General features: G+C 26.9%; 14 protein-coding genes. 4 read left to right on the top strand and 10 right to left on the bottom strand.

The window, feature by feature from the left end:
* Nucleotides 1-9 precede the first annotated feature (9 nt).
* Nucleotides 10-1,173 carry an Nre family DNA repair protein gene (locus tag BZ132_RS06310; protein ID WP_011406891.1) on the bottom strand — a complete coding sequence of 388 codons (1,164 nt, stop codon included), beginning with the start codon at nucleotides 1,171-1,173 and terminating at the stop codon, nucleotides 10-12.
* Nucleotides 1,174-1,263: 90 nt separating this feature from the next.
* Here BZ132_RS06310 and BZ132_RS06305 point away from each other — a divergent pair, with 90 nt between their 5' ends.
* Nucleotides 1,264-2,040, top strand: coding sequence for a pyrroline-5-carboxylate reductase (locus BZ132_RS06305; RefSeq protein WP_011406890.1), 777 nt, complete (start codon nucleotides 1,264-1,266; stop codon nucleotides 2,038-2,040).
* A gap of 1,704 nt (nucleotides 2,041-3,744) precedes the next feature.
* On the opposite strand, the gene BZ132_RS06300 is transcribed toward BZ132_RS06305, so the two are convergent.
* The 3 genes from BZ132_RS06300 to BZ132_RS06290 all read right to left on the bottom strand — a co-directional run bounded on the left by BZ132_RS06300 (nucleotide 3,745) and on the right by BZ132_RS06290 (nucleotide 6,682).
* On the bottom strand, nucleotides 3,745-5,049 hold the full coding sequence (locus BZ132_RS06300; protein WP_112149711.1) for an ATP-binding protein: 1,305 nt from the start codon (nucleotides 5,047-5,049) through the stop codon (nucleotides 3,745-3,747).
* A gap of 115 nt (nucleotides 5,050-5,164) precedes the next feature.
* Nucleotides 5,165-6,091 carry a glutamine-hydrolyzing GMP synthase gene (gene guaA, locus BZ132_RS06295; protein ID WP_011406888.1) on the bottom strand — a complete coding sequence of 309 codons (927 nt, stop codon included), beginning with the start codon at nucleotides 6,089-6,091 and terminating at the stop codon, nucleotides 5,165-5,167.
* A 30-nt stretch (nucleotides 6,092-6,121) separates the two neighbouring features.
* On the bottom strand, nucleotides 6,122-6,682 hold the full coding sequence (locus tag BZ132_RS06290; protein ID WP_011406887.1) for a GMP synthase subunit A: 561 nt from the start codon (nucleotides 6,680-6,682) through the stop codon (nucleotides 6,122-6,124).
* Nucleotides 6,683-6,779: 97 nt separating this feature from the next.
* Between BZ132_RS06290 and BZ132_RS06285 the strand changes: the two genes are divergently transcribed.
* Together BZ132_RS06285 and BZ132_RS06280 are read left to right on the top strand one after the other, a co-directional pair.
* Nucleotides 6,780-6,947: a hypothetical protein gene (locus tag BZ132_RS06285; RefSeq protein WP_011406886.1), complete on the top strand. Its 168-nt coding sequence runs from the start codon at nucleotides 6,780-6,782 to the stop codon at nucleotides 6,945-6,947.
* Between the two features lie 12 nt (nucleotides 6,948-6,959).
* The gene (locus BZ132_RS06280; protein ID WP_011406885.1) at nucleotides 6,960-7,553 is read left to right on the top strand and encodes a DUF447 domain-containing protein; all 594 of its coding nucleotides are present in this window, start codon (nucleotides 6,960-6,962) and stop codon (nucleotides 7,551-7,553) included.
* A 1-nt stretch (nucleotide 7,554) separates the two neighbouring features.
* Here BZ132_RS06280 and ade read toward each other — a convergent pair whose 3' ends face one another.
* Entirely contained in the window at nucleotides 7,555-9,183 is a 1,629-nt protein-coding gene (gene ade / locus BZ132_RS06275; protein WP_011406884.1) for an adenine deaminase, read from the bottom strand.
* 486 nt (nucleotides 9,184-9,669) lie between these two features.
* Nucleotides 9,670-10,863 carry an NAD(P)/FAD-dependent oxidoreductase gene (locus tag BZ132_RS06270; RefSeq protein WP_011406883.1) on the bottom strand — a complete coding sequence of 398 codons (1,194 nt, stop codon included), beginning with the start codon at nucleotides 10,861-10,863 and terminating at the stop codon, nucleotides 9,670-9,672.
* A 167-nt stretch (nucleotides 10,864-11,030) separates the two neighbouring features.
* On the opposite strand from BZ132_RS06270, the gene BZ132_RS06265 reads away from it, so the two are divergent.
* On the top strand, nucleotides 11,031-11,600 hold the full coding sequence (locus BZ132_RS06265; protein WP_011406882.1) for a M48 family metallopeptidase: 570 nt from the start codon (nucleotides 11,031-11,033) through the stop codon (nucleotides 11,598-11,600).
* Nucleotides 11,601-12,181: 581 nt separating this feature from the next.
* On the opposite strand, the gene frhB is transcribed toward BZ132_RS06265, so the two are convergent.
* From frhB to frhA, 4 genes are read right to left on the bottom strand one after another with little or no spacing between them, the layout of a single operon-like run.
* Nucleotides 12,182-13,078 carry a coenzyme F420 hydrogenase subunit beta gene (gene frhB / locus BZ132_RS06260; protein ID WP_011406881.1) on the bottom strand — a complete coding sequence of 299 codons (897 nt, stop codon included), beginning with the start codon at nucleotides 13,076-13,078 and terminating at the stop codon, nucleotides 12,182-12,184.
* A 14-nt stretch (nucleotides 13,079-13,092) separates the two neighbouring features.
* A complete protein-coding gene (gene frhG, locus BZ132_RS06255; protein ID WP_011406880.1) occupies nucleotides 13,093-13,863 on the bottom strand; it encodes a coenzyme F420 hydrogenase subunit gamma in 771 nt (256 codons plus the stop codon).
* A 46-nt stretch (nucleotides 13,864-13,909) separates the two neighbouring features.
* Nucleotides 13,910-14,383, bottom strand: coding sequence for a coenzyme F420-reducing hydrogenase, FrhD protein (frhD, locus tag BZ132_RS06250; RefSeq protein ID WP_011406879.1), 474 nt, complete (start codon nucleotides 14,381-14,383; stop codon nucleotides 13,910-13,912).
* A gap of 14 nt (nucleotides 14,384-14,397) precedes the next feature.
* Nucleotides 14,398-15,618, bottom strand: coding sequence for a coenzyme F420 hydrogenase subunit alpha (frhA, locus tag BZ132_RS06245; protein ID WP_286940655.1), 1,221 nt, complete (start codon nucleotides 15,616-15,618; stop codon nucleotides 14,398-14,400).
* Nucleotides 15,619-15,908: the final 290 nt, after the last annotated feature.

The following is a 15,908-nucleotide window of genomic DNA, read 5'->3' as shown; positions in this document are numbered from 1 at the left end:
ATCACCAACCTAGAAAAACTCATCAAGAGTAGTTTGTCTTTCTTTTAATATTTCATCTAATAAATCACTAGCCCTTCTAAAATCTTTAATTGTAAGTTTTAATTTTGTTTCAATATAATCTAGTGATTGTTGCATAGTTTCAAATTCCTTAGGCTTTGAATTCATTGCATGACGAATATTCTCACGCACATTAAACACACCCAATGGAATATAATCTTCATTAGCTTCTCTGAAAATAATACAACCTGCTTGTTGTTTGTCCCGTTCCATCTGTTCAAGAACAGCCATCTTAGCAGTATAGTAACATCCACCAACACGTGAATATTCTTTTTTTCCATGATCTCGTTCATAATCAGTAAAAATCATAGCACCATTACTTGTATTTAAAAAGGCTTCCATCCATTCATACTGCCATGGTGTAGGTATTTCAAGAATAGCATAATAATTATTTAGACTGGTAAATTCATATACTTTATAACAATCAATTTGAGAATAATATTTAACATTCTTAAGTAAATTATTTGCAATTGTAGTATCAACAGCAGTTATTGACCAACGGGTAGGTACTAATTTTCTATTCTTCTTCTCACCCATAGTTCCAACAGAAAATGCTTTTTGTATCTGTGAAAATGGAATATTTTTCTTATGTAATATTTCAACAGCATCACTTGCCCTTAAATCAGTATCATAGTATGCTTTTTCTAGTTGATAATCCCATTTTACATTTTCAATATCAAATTTCTTAAGAAGAGCACTTGGTCCATGTGGGGTATTTTCTGCACTTAAAGTCATACCATATGGCTTTTTATTAAATTCTGCTTCACTAACTATTGATTTTGAAGCCATAGATATTTCCTGTAATTTTTCAACATAACTATTTTCAAGATCATTTATTCCAATTGTCTGTTTTCCCCTTACAAGATTCAGACGATAATTTATAATCTCTTGTTGAGAAGTATTTGTTGAAATCCATTCTTCAGGTTGATCCATAATCATGGAATCTTCAAATTCTGGTGCAATTAATGGTCCAGCATATACCTTAGGATAGTTATAACTACCAATAAAAATTGAAGGAGGTGTTGTACCATCAATTTCCTTGCCTATTTTCTTTGATTTCATATTATATAACTGTTTTGTTATGGTTTTTAGAAATTTATATTTACTTTCAATCATTGGTATTAACCCCCTCTTTTTTAGATTAACTATTATTATATTATTATATCTTAATAAAGTATTATAGTATTCAATTAGAGAATAATATTTATGAAAGATGATCTTTTTAAAAATAATATTGGAATAATAGGAGCAGGGCATATAGGCCAAGCATTAGCACTATCATTACTTGAAAAAAAATATCCTCGAGAAAATATACAACTATCATATAATGGTTCTATTTTCACATTCAGTGATTTATATGATAATAATTTAGATGAATTAATACATAATAATTCAGATATTGTAAAATCGTGTTCTATAATAATTTTATCTGTACCTCCACAGAACTTTAGACAGATTGGTGAATTTGGATTAGATGAAGATGTACTTGTAATTTCTTTCATGGCTGGTATAAGTATAGATACTATTAAAAGACAAACAGGATCAAACAATGTTGTACGCATTATACCAACAGGTCCTGGTACAATTAGAAATTATAATGCCATAGCAGGAGTATACCCAGAAAATAAGAAAGCTAATACTATTTTTAAATTATTAGAAATAGATTATTACGTATTAGATAATGAAAATCAAATGAAATACATGGTTTTAGCAGGATGTTTACCTGCAGTTTACTCTGTTGTCGATGCACAATTAGATGAAAATAAAGAAGCTATTGGAAAAATTGCTGAGGAATTTTCAGATTTTATTGAAATTTCTTCAAAAGCAGAGAAATTAGTTCCCAAATCAAATAAAGAAGAATTTGTAAAGGAAGTTTCAACACCTGGGGGTGTAACAGAAGCTATTATAAATAGTCTTTCTGAGGGAAAATCATTATATGATTCTTTAATCAAAGGTTTAGAAAGAAATGAGGAATTATCATAAAATGAGATTATGACATGATTGGAACAAGTAGTTATTAAATCATGTCATAACCTCTAAAAATAAAGTTATAGTTCTCTTAAAAAAAATAAATAGACTTTGACTTACTCCAACTATTATGGTTGGTGTTTCTCGGGCAATAAACTATTATTGTAGTTTAGATTAATCGAGCTATCCCCCACAGCCCATGGGTTTGTTTAATCATAGCTTCTTCTTTTTTAGGTTTAAAATAATTATCTTCAAACCATTATTTTAGTGTTACTGATGATTTTAATTCTTTATATTCTTTGTCTATCATCCTCAACATTATATATAGGGTATTTTAGACTAAGAAAGATAAATTTAATTTTTTTGTCTACAATTTCATATTTTATCAATAATATTATGAAATTGAGAGAGTTTTTATGAATAAATATTAATTTTCTAGGATAACTTCATTTTTTTTAAATAATTTTAATTTATACAATTAGTAGTATTTGCTTTGTTATAGTGGTTGTTTTTGTATAAATCAAATTATTTTTCGTGTATTTTTAGCATTGCTTTTTGATTTTTCACTAGTTGTTAATTGTAATATTTATATTACTTATTTAAAATTTCATCTAATCTTGTAGAACAATGAATTACGAATATGTTATAGTTGTTATGATGATACTATGATCATAATTCAGAAATATGATGCTATTTTTAAATAATGTATATAATTTTAGTAAAATCTTTAAGTTTTGAAATATTATATCATACTATTGTTATTGAGAGTCTTGATAGTGATAATTACTTTTATTATACTTGGTTGAATTATCATATTTATAATAGTAATTAAATTAATACTTTGATTATGTTTTATCTATTATTTAGTTAATCATTAACTTCAATTTTTTTTAAATAGATTGATTTTAATATTCCTATTTTAAATTTCGGATGGCTATCTATTATTTACATTGTTTTAAAGATTTTTTTGTAAATACACAGTTTCTCATGTTTTTTTAATTTCGATACAAATTACTTTGTATCTTAAGTTATTTTTTTTACACATATAATATATATATTTATCTAATATCTGTAATGATTTAATATGATATATTATTTTGTATCTGATTTTTAAAAAAAAAGTATAAGTTTTAAAAAGAAAATATTATTTGTACTAATACTCCATTGGATGCTTGTTTTAGAGTATTTTTTTTTATTTTCTTTTTGGCTTATGTTATATTATGTTTTTTTAATAAGGAGTGTTGAGTTATTATTTAAAAGAATTTATTTAATAATAGGTGATTTAAATATGATTAACTATTTTTATTGTGTAGTTTTATAATAGTTATTTTTGTTAATTCTTTTAATTGGATTTTTTAACTCATAACTAAGAATTTAGGTAAACCTAATTTTCTTAGTCAATTTAATATTATACTTCGATAGTATATAAAGGTTTTGGTATACCTAAAAATTTTTACAATATTAATGAATCACTTAAGTTTTCCTTGATTTACATATAATATAATAGTAGTGGTGGTAAATTATATAACCTGGTAGAAAATAGTATAATGATAAATACAATTACACAAAATACTACTAAAAAACAAATCTTTGATAGTAATTAGTAAAAAAGAATAATATCAATCAAAAAATACACATAAAAAAAGAAGAATTAAGAGTAAAAGATTAAAATATTAATCTTACTATTGTTTTATTTTATTAAAATCTATTCTTTCTTAATTAATTATCTCCCAGTAAATAATAAATTAATTGTTGGGCTGTACGTCCAGAAGGACCGCCATGGGTCATAATCCATTTATTAGCTTCTTGTTCTAATTCTTTTTCTGATAATTTAATTTCAGGATAATCTTTAGCAAGAGTAATTACAATATTAAAGTATTCTTTCATTGTAGGTTTATAATAACCAATAGACATACCAAACCTATCAACTAATGATAATTTTTCACGAATAGTATCAGATCTATACATCTCTTCACCAGATGAGGTATTAGTTCTTTCATTCCATGTTTCTTTAATAAGATGACGTCTATTAGATGTGGCATATATCAATACATTATCAGGATTAGTCTCAAGACCACCTTCAATTAAAGCTTTAAGATACTTATATTCACTCTCAGATTCTTCAAATGAAAGATCATCCATGTAAATAATAAATCTATAATTTCTATTTTTTATTTGACTAATAACCTTAGATAAATATTTGGCCTCATGTTTATATAATTCAATCATTCTAAGACCTTTATCATAGTATTGATTAAGTATTGCTTTAATACTTGTAGATTTACCAGTACCAGCATCACCATACAATAAAACATTGTTTGCTTTTTTTCCATTAACAAAAGCTTCAGTATTTCTAATTAATTTTTTCTTCTGCATTTCATAACCTACAAGATTATCAAGAGTAACATCATCAAGTGAGGTAATAGGAATAATAAAATCAGAATTTTCATCATGAGATAATCTGAATGCCCTATTTAATCCAAATTTACCAACACCATAACGTTTATAGAAATCAGTGACAATATCATATATTTCCATTTCATTAGAAGCTTCTTCAATAAGATTACTAAGTTCTTGAACTTTAATACTCACATCTTTGTTAAATAATTGTTCTTTTTTAATTATGGCATGATAATTAGTTATTATACTAAAACAGTTAATACCTAATTTTTCTTCTATTTCTGAAAAGTCATAGTCAAATAATTGTTTTATTATTAAAAAATCATTTTTTGTAAATTCATTAACACTACCTTCATTAACACCAACCTTCTCAGAAACAAGGGTGAAGGGATTTTCAACAGTAGCTAAGATAAAAGCTAAATAATTATGCCATAGGTTCTTATCAAAACCATAACTAGTTGCAAGAGAAAGTAATCTGTTAATTTGAGTATAAATTCTATTAATAATTTCCTCATCTTCATAATCATTTGTTTTAAAATCCTTAAATATTTCAGATAACTTAAATAAAATACTTTCTTTATCAATATTTCTATAAACTATTAATTTTGATGTTAAACAATTCATAAATTTCATTTCCTATATTATTTTTTTTATTTTTTTTAAAAAAAGTAATTAAATATTTTTTGTATTATAATTAAAAATTAATTAGACTAATAAAAATTAAAAGGAGGTTATAGAATTATTCAAATTCTATTGTACTAGGTGGTTTATTACTTAATGAGAGAGATACGTGTGTTATTTCGGGAACATTAGCAGTAATTTCCTGTGATACTTTATGTAGGAATGGCCATGGAATGTCTGGTACATTTGCTGTCATAGCATCGAATGATTGAACCATTCGTATAACAACAAGGTATCCAAAGTCTCTTTGATCTCCTTTTACTCCAGTTACTTTACTATCTGTTAAAACTACGAAATATTGCCATAAATCTTTATCTAATCCTTCGTTTTCAACGTGTTGTGTAAGAATAGCATTAGCTTCTCTACAAATTTCTAGTTTTTCTTTTGTAATGTTTCCAAGAACTCTTACTGCAAGTCCAGGCCCTGGGAATGGTTGTCTGTGAACAATAGCATCAGGTAATTCAAGTGCAGTACCTACTTCTCTTACTTCATCTTTGTATAATTCACGTAAAGGTTCTATAATTTTCAATACTAAACCTTCAGGTAATGTAAGATTGTGGTGTGATTTTATATTTCCTTTACTTTCAATCCAGTCTGGTGCTATAGTTCCTTGAAGTAAGTATTTAGCTCCTGATTTTTTAGCTTCTCTTTCAAATACTTCAATAAATTTGTGACCAATAATTTCACGTTTCTTTTCAGGATCTGTTACACCATCTAATGCTTCTATAAATTCATCTTGGGCATTAACTAATTTAAAATTTAATCTATCTTTAAATGTATCTTCAACTTCTTTAGCTTCATTCTTTCTAAGTAAACCATGATCTACAAATACTGCTTCGAGTTGATTTCCAATAGCTTTTGATGCAAGAATTGAAGCAACAGAACTATCTACTCCACCAGATAAGGCAATAATGACTTTTTCATCCTTAACTTCTTCTTTTATACTTTTTATTGATTCTTCTATAAATTTAGTAGTGTCCATCATCATCTTATTTCACTCAACCTTTAAATTAATTTAATAATTTTCACATATTTTATTGAAGTTTTCAAATATTTCTCCACCACGTGGTGTGTGTTGTACTTCAGGGTGGAATTGAATACCATATATATTTTTATCTTCATGTTTCATAGCTTCAATATCACATTTATCTGAGTTTGCAAGTATTTCAAAATTTTCAGGTAAAGTAACAACTTCATCTTTATGAGAAGCCCATACTTTAAGAGAATCACCAATACCTTTAAATAGACCATTTTCCTTAAGAATATTAAGTTCTATTTGTGCATAACTTTCAATCTCTGCAGATTTAGTTTCTCCACCAAAGACATCAGCTATAATTTGATGTCCTAAACATATTCCCAAAATTGGAATGTCCATATTTAAGATAATTTCCTTACAATTACCTATACGTTCAATAGATGGACCTCCACCTAAAATAATGCCTTTAGGGTTCATTTGCTCTATTTCTTCAAAACTAGTAGTATTTGGTATAAGACTATTTTCTATATTCAAATACTTCAAAGTTCTAGATATTCTATGATTATACTGTCCAAAATTATTAATAATAACAATGCTCATGATAAATTCCCATATTTTTTTTTAAAATAAGTTTTATAATAAAAAAATTACTGATTTAATAATTTATTATATATTACTTTTATCTATATATTATATTATGACAATTGATAATATAATAATTATTGTAATTAGTATAATCATTGCAAGTATATTTATATTTTTATTTTTCAAAGTTTTATTACCATTAATTCTTGTTATGATTGTAGCATTTCTAGTTTATGGAATAATAACTCGATGGCTTGATCAACGTAAATACCAATATTAATGTGGCTAAAATATGGATGATATAGAAATTAATCTAATGGAAAATACAATTTATGAGGTAATAATAACATCATTTAATAAACAAGTTAATTTTAAGCCATTTGGAATAAAATTCAATAATAAAAAAGTAATTCTAAATTTATATCCGAATAGAACTCTAAAAAATATAAAAACTAATCCTGAATTTCTAATTCAATTTACAACAAATCCTCTAGTATACACCAAGGCACTTTTAAATAAATTAACACCAAGTGATTATAATAAAGAGTATTTTTTATTAGATTCAAATATAGTTATTAAAGCTAATGTATATTCTATATGTGAATATGTTCATGAAGATAACTATGGAAAAGTTACACTAACACAGATTACTGCAAATATTGAGGAAATTCATGAAATAAATAATCAACCACCAGTAATTAACAGAGCAACAAATAAGATAATTGATTTATTAGTAGATTATACAAGAATACCATACATGAATTCTACTCAAAAAAATGATTATATTAATAAACTTCAGAATTTATCTAGTTTTATTAAAAAATCGGGAAATAATCAGCATATTCAGTCTTTAAAACTTTTAAAAAAAGAAATTATAGAAGAATAACTTATTTTTCTTCTTTTATTATATCAATAAATTGATGTGTATTAACATTAAACAATCCATTTGTTGTCATTTTAACTTCAGGTACAACAGGTAATGCCATAAATGATAATGATGTAAATGGGCTAGATAATTCACATCCCATGTTACTTACTAATTCATTTAATTTTGCTGAATTATTAGCAACTACTTTTGCTGGTTTATCACTCATAAGTCCTGCAATTGGTAGGGTAACATCTAATTTAGCCTGGTTGGATATTGCAGCAAGACCTCCCTTATTTTCAATTAAGTGATTAGTAGCACGAGACATGTATTCACTGTTAGTTCCAACAACTATTATATTATGTGAATCATGACTTACACTAGATGCTATTGCTCCATTTTTAATTCCAAATCCTTTAACAAAACCATTTGAAATAGTATTTCCACCATACCTATCTACAACACTTATTTTTAAAATATCTTCAAATACTGAAGGAATAATTGTTTTTTTCTGAATACTTAATTTTGCACTGGATTGTTTTGTAATGATTGTGTTATCAGATACATTAATTAAATTAACAGTAGCACTTTTATGTGCAGGATTTTGGGCTTTTAAATCAAAATCTTCTGGTTTAGTTAAGGACACATGTAATGTTGTATCAATAGGACGTGGATTTGCACGGAATAATAATTTTTGTTTTTTAAATATGGTATTACCATTTATAACTACACGTTTTACTGTGAAATCACGTAAATTATCTATAAATACTAAATCTGCACTTTTACCTGGACTGATACTTCCAGCATTTAAATTATAATGTTCTGCAGGATTTATTGTTACAAGTTTTATAGCTTCGTATGGATCCATTCCATAGTCAACAGCTTTACGTAGACATTTATCTAAATGTCCATTAATAAGATCTTCTGGTTTAAGATCATCAGATACTATAAAATCACAATTTGAGTAAATGAGTTTTTCTAGCATTTTAGATTCTGATCCTTCTCGGATCATTATCTTCATACCCATTCTCTTTTTTTCAGCTACTTCTTTTTTAGTGGTACTTTCATGGTCTGTAATTACACCATGTTTAACATATTTTTGTAGATTCTTTCCACTTAGTAATGGTGCATGCCCATCAATTGGTTTATGATATTTTTTTGCTATTTTTATTTTTTCCAAGATACTTTTTTCATTAGAAATTACAGCATTATAATCCATCACTTCACCTAATGCTACAAATTCAGGCCTGGATAATAGGTTGTCTATTATGTTTGGACTTATAGTAGCACCTGATTTTTCAAATTTTGTTGCTGGTACACAGGATGGTGCAGTAAAATAATATTTTAATGGTGTTTTTTTTGCATCATCAATCATATAGTCAATACCATCCATTCCCATGACATTTGCAATTTCATGTGGATCTGCAATGACTGATGTTGTTCCATGTCTTAGAGCTATTTCAGCAAATCGTGACGGTGTTAACATTGAACTTTCAATATGTATATGTGCATCAATAAAACCTGGAACTATAATATCATTAAAATCGGCATTAACTTCTTTTATTGATTCAATTATTCCATGTTCAATTTTAATTTCTCCTGGATATATTTCATCTGTAAATACATTTAAAATATTTCCCTTTATCAACATTTTTGTTTTACTCCCCTTTTAATAGTAACTCTATAATGAATTTTAATGTATTTTTAGTTTTATTTTTGAAATATAATATTTTTTTTATTTTATTCTTAAAAAAATAATGAATAATCTATCCCTATGACATATATTTCTTTTTAGTTTATTTAAAATTCATTTAAATGATTTAAGTTTAACTATGTGTTATTTGATTCATGTTTTTTTATTTCAAATATCTCTAGTTATTCTATTCATTTTTGTATTTATATAATAATTATATGTATTTATCTATTATAAAAAAATATACATTATATATGATTATTTTTTATTTGGGCTTTCTAAGATTTTAAGGAGTTTAAATGACTTTTTGTTCTGTTGTGTTTTTATTTTTTAAAAAGAAGGATTTTCTTTAGAAAATATTTTTAATTGATTTTCTTTAAAGTATTATTAAATATTGTATTTTCAAAAAAAAGGTTATAAAAAAGAAGTTATGTAAAAATCATATTATAATAAGATTTTACGTAATTTAAATAGTTTTCTTGGTGAAATTTTCATTACTACTTTGATTAATGATTTGGTAGAGAGCTTTGTAATATTAGCATTGGCTAATGCAGTAATATATTCATCTAAATCTTCATCACTTGAATTATATAATACATCTCTTATTGCAATATATTTCTTAAATTTTTTACCTAAGTGACTATCTATATAATCAGCATATTCTTGTAATTTTTCTTCAGAATAATCACGATTCTTTATTGCTTTTGCTGCAACTCTACCTGCAATCATACCACTTTCTAATGCAGTGTCAATTCCACCACCAGTTATTGGACTAACACATCCTGCAGCATCTCCAACTAGCATAACATTATCTGTGATAATTTTATCAAATATACCACATAGTGGATTTCCTCCAGCATTAATTTCAACAATCTGACCATCTTTTGTTTCATCACAATTAGCTATAAAATCATTTAAATATTTAACAGCACTTTTTTCGGCTTTAATTCCAGATATGTCAATTCCTACATTTGCAGTATCATATCCCTTAGGAAAAATCCATGCATATCCTCCAGGAGCTACACTTCCAAAGAAAAATTGAATTACTGAGTTATTTTTCATTTTAAGATTGGTCATCTCATACTGTAGGCCAGATTCCATCTCTGCAAGAGGTACTTTAGTATTAAGTTCTGCCCATCTAGCAACATGACCTTCAGGGCCATCTGCTCCAATAACAATATGTGCTTTAATTTGATTATATTCTTTGTTAAAACTTTTAATATCAACTAAGTATCCATCGCCCTCACGTTTCATGGATAATGCTTCGGTTTTTATCATAACTTCAGCACCTTCTCTAATAGCATCCATTGTCATATGTTTATCAAAAACTTTACGTTCTAATATTATACCTGTAGCAGGTGTTTCTAATGTTTCTGGTGTAAACCATGCACTTGTATTATTTGGTGAAACTATTCTAGCTCCATCAATTTTCCTTGCAATCCAACGTTCATCTGGTGTAATATGTACTCTTTCAAGAACACCACTCATAATTCCTTCAGCACATCTTTTTGGTGTACCAATTTCTGATTTTTTATCTATGATTAATGTTTTTGCACCATTTTTGCTAGCTTCTCTTGCAGCTAATGATCCTGCTGGTCCTGCCCCTATGATTAATACATCAACTTCTTTTATATTCATGTTTTATTTCCTTTGATTTTTGTCTATGAGTTAATTAAAATTAACATAATCTATTATTATATATAACAATATGAATTATTAGTGTTTTGTATTTGAAGTAAATAGTTATTTATTAATTGTTGTATGATAAATAATATTTAGAAAGAATTATTAATGGAATTTTTTTCATGTTTAAGATTAGAATTAGGGATATAGAAGTGGAGTACATTGTTGATTATCGTGATGTTAAATATGTTCGTTATGAATTATCAAGAGGTGTTCTTAAGTTAATTTTACCTAAGCATTTTAGGGGAGATGTTGAGTACTATATTCATAAGAAGGATAATTGGATTTATAATAAAATACTGGAATTTCATAAGTCTCAAAATATATTAAGACAATCAACTAAGGATAAATCTATTGAACATAATTCATTAAATATTTTAAAAGAAGTCTCAAAGAATTATATTAAAAAATATGAAAACTTATTAAATGTGAGGGTTAATAGGGTACAATTTAGAAGCATGACTACTAAATGGGGAAGTTGTAGTAGTTTAGGTAATATTACTTTATCAAAAGATCTTAGATTTCTACCTAATGATTTAATTGAATATGTTATTTATCATGAGTTGGTTCATTTAATAGTTCTAGATCATAGTGATGAATTTTTTAATATTATAAGGAAAAGGTTTCCTGATTATAAGGAGTATGATAATAGACTACGAGAATATTGTTTTTTAATAAATGAAGATAAATAATCATTTTAAAAAAAAGATAATTAATGTAAAAAGAAAATAGTTGTATTTACTCTTTAGATTATTTCTCTTTAGAGTTCTTAGGGAGTTTTATTTTTTTTTATTTTCTTTTTTTTACAAGTTATATTATGTTTTTTAATAAGGAGTGAGGATTTTTAAGACTTTTTTTTAAAAGAATTTTTAATTAATAATAGGTGATTTATTTAAACTATTTTTTTTATTCACATGTTTTGATTATGTGTAGGAGTAATAGTTTTTAATTCTTTTAATTTAATGTTTATAGTCTGTAATTGTTTGTTTAACTTGTCATTGACTAATAGTTTAGGATGGCTTATATGAATTTAGGATAACCTAAACTTCTTAGTCAATTTAATATTATACTTCCCGAGTATATAAATATTTTGGTATACCTAAAAATTTTGCATTGTTTTTAATAATATTAAATATGAAATAAAGCACAAAAATACTCTTAAATAATATATACATAAAAATAATTTAAAATAGACTTAAAATAATGGCATAACACACATAAAATTAGTAAATTAATAAGTAAAAAAAATAAAAAAATATATAGGGTAAAAAGATTACCTATTTTCAAGAGGATCATTTTTATCTTTTGAATGGGTAAATGGCATATTAAGACCATAATCAATCTGTTTATCAATACGTTTTTGGTGTTTTTTCTTTTTATTAGTAGATAATTTTCTAAGCATTTCTAAACCAAATTTACCTTCATTAGTTTCTGTTGTTTCAAGAACACCTTCTTTAATAGCTTTATCAATTAAAGAAGCTCCTTTATCGGTACGTTTAATAATAGTAGACCATCCAGGTTTTGCTCCAACAGACCCACAAGATAAATCAGACAACTCAGCAACATAATCCATACAATAATTACATCCGGCCTGTTCATAACCATGCGTTTCTTTAAGAGGAATCTTACCTTCACCACCAGTATGGGTTATAAATAACTTACCTTTAGTAATGTTCATTTTTGTAACTTGTGATGGTGTAACACCGACTTTATCATTGATGAAAGTTTTTAAAGATTCATATGGGAAGTTTTCCATACAATAAATACCAATGGATAGGGCTATTTTATCAACAACATTTCTAACACCAAGAGGATAAGTTTGCATTTTACGTAATCCCATAACTTGACAAGGTGTTCCAACAGTTCCAATCTTTTCAAGACCATATTCACGTGTTGCTTCTTTTATAACCGAAAGGTTAGGACACATGGTATATTTAGTTCCAGCACCTTTTAAAATTTCTTTTTTTGTTGTAGCAACAAGAGGTTCTGGTTTCCATGGTTCATCTCCAGGTCCAGCAACAATAGTACCATCAATAATATTTTCTTCTAATGCATAGATAAGAATTGCAGATACAATTCCACCATCTTGAGCTTTACTTAAAACTTTGTTGTCTGCAGCTTTTGCTGTTATAATTTCTTGATGTGGTCCAAGAACTGAATCTTGTATCATAATTTATTTCCTCCTTAATATCCTATTTCTTTTTTCATTTGGTCTATTGGTAACCAACTACGTGTACATTGATAGTAACATAAACCACATTTTACACATCTATCACAATTAAATAATGGTCTTCCATCTTTCATACTCATGGCACGAGTAGGGCATGTTGCAGCACAAGCTCCACAACCTATACATAATGAGTGATTTAAAACTTTTTTCTGTAAATCACAGCCACATACTTCCTTATTGGATGCAAAATCCATAAATGGTTTAAGATAATCCATATCATTGTTTATTGCAGCAAGTAAAATTTTCTTTATTATATCGGGTGATGGAGGACATCCAGGCACTGCAAGATCTACTTTCACAATGTTTTGTAGAGCTAAAAATGATGAATGTTGTGGTTGTGCTTGTTGTCCACCTTTAGCATATACTGTAAAACCACCAGTTGCAGCACAAGATCCAAGTGCAACTAATAATTTAGATTTACTTCTTGCTTCTTTTAATTCTTTTAGTGAATGTTTATCTTCTAAACACACAGATCCTTCAATGAGAACAAGATCCATCTCAGGCATTTCCCAAACATCTACTAATGTTTGTCCATAAACAATATCTACTGCTTCAAGTAAATCTGCAAAATCATCATAATTTTCAGTAAAAGACATTAAATCTCCAGTACATCCAGATAAATGAATATAACCTATTTTTAATTTATCACCTGATTTTTTAGTTTGTGGAGCTTCAATCTTTTTTTCATTTTCACTTTTTAATAAATTCTTAAGTTTTTCAAACAAGATACTCACCTTTTTTTATTGTTTTATCTCCCTTTGTAGTATATAATCATTTTAACATTTTATTAAGCAATTTAATAGTAATTTCAACAGCTTCAGGGATACTTGCATTTAATGTTTCTGTTAACTCTAAATCCATATCTTGTGGAACATTTTCTGGTTGACATCCCACAATTTGAATGTTGATTCTATCTTCTAAATCATGTAATGGGTATGTAGCCGATATACCATGTATATCCATGTATCTATCTTCTTCTTTCACCTGATTTAAATTTAAAACTTCAATAGTGCCTGGTTTTTTGTTTAATAATGCAATGTCTATGATTATAATATTTTTCCATTTGTCTTGAGGTAATGTAAAAATATAATGAGGAGCACTAGTTCCACCATCAATTAAACAAGTATCTCCAGGTATTTCAACATTATTTTCTTTCATATATTCAATAACCTTTGGACCAAAACCATCGTCTCCAAAGAGAATATTTCCACAGCCTACTATTAAATTTTCATGATTATATGACATAATATACCTTCAAATTATAATTGAACCATATCATCCTTTAATACTTCTTTAGTTTCATCATCTTTAACAATCATATGTGTAGCACATGATAAACATGGGTCGTATGCTCTTATTACATGTGGAGCATATTCATGATGGAATCCTTCAGTAGCAAGTCCCATTGTTGGAATATTCCATGTTGTAGGTACAATTGCATTATAATAACTGATGTATCCTTCTGGAGATATTTTTGCTGAATGAATATTTGTTCCTCTTGGACCTTCAATTACTCCTACACCTAAACGATTTGTTCCTTCTAATGTGTAATCTGCCATTACTTGTGCAGATGTATCAAGTTTATCAACTAATTCAAGTATTTTTTCAGCAGAATTTATCATTTCTTGTGCACGTGCAAGATGTTGTGCTTTAACTCCTACTTCTTTAAATTTACGGAATTTTGATGCTCTTGCTCTAGGTCCTGTTTCTACAACATTTCCTTTATATAATGGAATTTGTGAACATGCTCTTTCTCCAATATCTGGAAGATCATACCAAGAACTTGGTAATATTTCTTCTATTTCATTAATAGAAAGATTATTTTTTGAACCATATGTATTATCTGAAGCAAATACAGGTTGATTATGTGCTCCTAGTTTGTCTGGGAAATCTTTATCTTCTATTAGTCCAGCCATTGTTTCCACATGTTCTTCTAGAAGTTTCATCATCCCACTGATTCTTGTTTTAATTTTATTTTTTGTATTTTTTGTTATGTTATGTGCCATACCACCAATTCTAATATCAGATGGATGAATTCCTTCTCCTCCAACTGTATCTTCAACATATTGAGCATTTTTTCTTATTGTTGATATCTTTTTAACAACTTCTTTATACTGGTTATCTGGTACAAAGTCGGGAGCTACTAAAAAGTGGTGTATTGCATGACTATTTATCATATGTGCATTAAGACACATTTCTCTTAAAATACGTCCTGCTTGGGGTACTTCTATTTTTAGGGAATCATCAATTGCTTCAACTGATGCTAATGTATGTGTTACTGGACATACTCCACATATTCTTTGAACAAGTACTGGAGCAGTTTCTGGTCTTTTTCCAATAACCATTTTTTCTATTCCTCGTACAGGTGTAATACTAAAGTAACGTCCTGTTGTTACTATTCCGTTCTCATCAACTTCCATTGATAATTCTGCATGTCCCTCTTGACGACTTGTCGGGGATATTACTATAGTTTCACTCAAACTAAATCACCTATTCTCTTTATTAATTAAATATGAAACAACATTTTCTTCTATTTTTATATTAAAAAATAGCCTTTAATTCTATTTTATTTTGAATATAAATAGATTATATTGTTTTTTATTTTATGGGTATTTCTTTAACAGAAATATCTTTCCTTGTGTATTATATAACTATTTAATATTTTTAATATGTTGTGTTTTTTTATAATTATTAATTATTATCAAATATGATATTTTAATATAGTTTTGATTTCAGTAAATACATTATTTTATTGGAAAAATTAAATTTT

Origin of the sequence: Methanosphaera sp. DEW79 (genome assembly GCF_003266085.1) — an archaeon.
Classification (GTDB): Archaea; Methanobacteriota; Methanobacteria; order Methanobacteriales; family Methanobacteriaceae; genus Methanosphaera; species Methanosphaera stadtmanae.
The sequence above is the reverse complement of the archived record's forward strand: the minus strand, read 5'-3'. Positions and strand labels throughout refer to the sequence as shown.